This window comes from Protofrankia symbiont of Coriaria myrtifolia, from assembly GCF_900634755.1.
GTDB classification, from domain to species: domain Bacteria; phylum Actinomycetota; class Actinomycetes; order Frankiales; family Frankiaceae; genus Protofrankia; species Protofrankia coriariae.
In genome coordinates this window covers 1-2,428 of record NZ_CAAAFS010000149.1, presented here as the reverse complement: position 1 = coordinate 2,428, position 2,428 = coordinate 1, and the positions used below count along the sequence as shown (strand labels likewise).

The 2,428-nt window shown below is 71.6% G+C and carries 2 protein-coding genes and 1 pseudogene; 1 reads left to right on the top strand and 2 read right to left on the bottom strand.

The genetic code is table 11. The annotated features are described in order from the left end of the window. Both CM1CMNOD_RS08325 and CM1CMNOD_RS08320 read right to left on the bottom strand, forming a co-directional pair. Positions 1 to 554 (bottom strand): YukJ family protein (locus CM1CMNOD_RS08325; RefSeq protein WP_083828208.1); only part of this gene is annotated, 554 nt, incomplete at its 3' end. 287 nt (positions 555 to 841) lie between these two features. Next, positions 842 to 1,942, bottom strand: a complete 1,101-nt coding sequence (locus CM1CMNOD_RS08320) for a phosphotransferase family protein (protein WP_013873229.1) — start codon at positions 1,940 to 1,942, stop codon at positions 842 to 844. A 306-nt stretch (positions 1,943 to 2,248) separates the two neighbouring features. On the opposite strand from CM1CMNOD_RS08320, the pseudogene CM1CMNOD_RS21630 reads away from it, so the two are divergent. After that, positions 2,249 to 2,428: pseudogene (locus tag CM1CMNOD_RS21630) on the top strand (hypothetical protein); the annotation flags it as partial.

Below are 2,428 nucleotides of genomic sequence, written 5' to 3'. Positions count from 1 at the left end.
TAAGCGCCATTGTGCCATACGCCGTCGTCGCCGCGGAACCGCCCGCTGTTGCCCTGGTTCATGTGAACGTCGTGGATGCCGTTGCCGGACAGGAAACCAAATATCTTGTCAGGGGTGTTCGGCTCCGGCCCCCAGCGCTGCCCGAACGCGTACACCCGCGCCGCCGGATCCGCGATCGCACGGATGACGAAACGGTGGAGCCTGTCGGCGAGGTCGTTGTCCGGACCGGGCTGTGTCGCCGGCAGCGGCCGCATGTCGAGACGGTTGAACAGGTTGCCCCGGATGTAGTCCAGAGCCGGTCCGCCGGGCCGGCTGGAAAGCGTGGTGAAGCCGTCGGGAAGGGCCTGCAGCAGCCGCAGGACCGGATGCCGGAAATCCTCGTCGGCGACGAACAACAGGTCCGCCGGCTGCTGGCTGGACAGCACGTTGACCGCGATCCGGAAATCGTCGCCAGCGGCCCGTAAATGGATCTGGTAACGCGGGGTGCCGGTCCCGCCTTCGGCACGTTCGTCGACGACCTGCCCGACCAGCACCCCATAGCCGCGCAATGGCATCCGTTCTCCTCCGAACGCTTGGGCCAGTCCCCCGACCGCCTGCCGTAGTTCTGTCACCAACCGCCATCCGGAATGCCACGAAAGCGTAAACAGACCGCCTGTCACCGTCAACCGATACCGAGTCGGCCGACAAGGGAGTTGACCGATGGCAGGCCGGTCGATCGATATGAGTCGGCTCCGCTACGGATCGGCCGACGTAACAGTCAGGTCCGGGTGCCGCGACGGGTGGATCGGCGACACGCCACACCCGCCGCGACACAGCCAGCATGTGTCGCACCAGCAATCGATCACAGCCGGCGCATACGCCGGCAGCAGTCGACGAAGGCCCGCGAGACGCTGTCGAGCGGGACGCCGGTGAGCACGCTGTCCGCCACGGCGTTCGCGGCGTACGCCACGGCCAGCGCCCGGGCGGGGGCGTCCAGCACCGGCCACGGGTCGGCGTCGGGCGGCACGGCCCGACCACCGGCAGCCGTGTACCCGCGCAGGAACCGGCCCCACGCCGCCGGCGCCAGCACACCGGCGGCGTACCAGGCGGCCGGCCGGGCGAGATCCCATACCGGGTCCCCGGCGCCGAGGTCGTCGACATCGATGATCCGCAGCCCCTGGCCGTCGAGCCGCAGCAGTTGACCCAGATGCCAGTCCCCGTGCACGAGTACGCCCCCGGCTGTGGGGGTGGGGGGCACCCGGGTCGAGTAGTGGGTCATGCGGGTCGTATGCGTCGTACGAGCTGTGTGGGTGTGACTCGAGCACGGGCGGGCACCGGGCCCAGGCCCAGGCCCGGTCCCGGCCCCGCGGTGGGTACCGGCCGTTTCCCCGGGCGGGAGCGTCGCGTACGCGGCAAGAACCTCCCCCACGGCAGGGTCGTTGCCGGCCGAGGCGGGCAGCCCGGACAGCTTCGCCATCGCGCGCTCCACGCCCCGGCGGACCCTCGCCGGCGGGACGGGCCCCCGCGGGGGTACCGCGTGCAGCCGGGCGAGCAGGGCTGCCGCCTGCTCCCACGGCAGATCGTCGACGGCCGTCTCGGGCACCGCCGTGGGATCCTCCGGATACAGGGGTATGCCCACCGGCCAGGCACTGACAAGCCGGCCGCGGGCCTGAGTGAGCAGCCCTGGAGCGTCCGCGCCCGGAATGGGCAGGGGCGCAAGCAGGCTGTCGCTCAGCCGGGGATCGGCCGCCAGCCGTAACCGCAGCGCAAGCTGCGCCGGATCTGTCCCCGGCGCGTGGGCCTTGAGGACGGCGTCGCCGTAACGCACCAGCAGCCTGTCGTGGCGGGCGGAGAGGACGACCGCGGCGGCTGGCTCCCGCTCCCCCACGATCCGCCGGCCGACCGCCGTCAGCGCGGCGACCAGCCCGGCATCGGCGGATCCGCCATCGGTGCGCTCACCCATCCGCAGGCCCGGGAGTCGGACGCTCGGCGTTCACGAACCGATTCAACCAGCTACCCCGGACCGGCGGCGAACACCAGCCAACGGGCACCGGACGGCCGGATACCGGGCAACCGGGGCGGGCCCGGTCCGCATACGCCCATACCTGGCCTCGCCTCGGATACTCGGATACACAGCCGCCAGAGGCACGGCCACTCCGACGGACGGTCAGGTCCGCGCATGCCCGGACCTGACTGTTCCGTCCCTGCGTCGCCACCGTTACCCTGCGGTCGCGGGCATGCTCGTGTCGGCCTCAGGGGGTTGCGGAACGTGGTGGATGCCGGGGTGGGGGCGGCGAGCGGGGTGCGCGTGTTCATCTCCTACGCGCACGACTCGCCGGACCACGGCGACGCGGTGCGCAACCTCTGGCTGCTGTTACGCCGCTGCGGCGTGGACGCGAAGCTGGACGTGGTGGCCGCGCAACAGCCCCGCGACTGGACGCTGTGGATG

What these genes read in the sequence shown, in the direction of transcription:
- CM1CMNOD_RS08320 (WP_013873229.1), bottom strand. Translation starts at nt 1,942, where the DNA reads ATGGGTGAGCGCACCGATGGCGGATCCGCCGATGCCGGGCTGGTCGCC.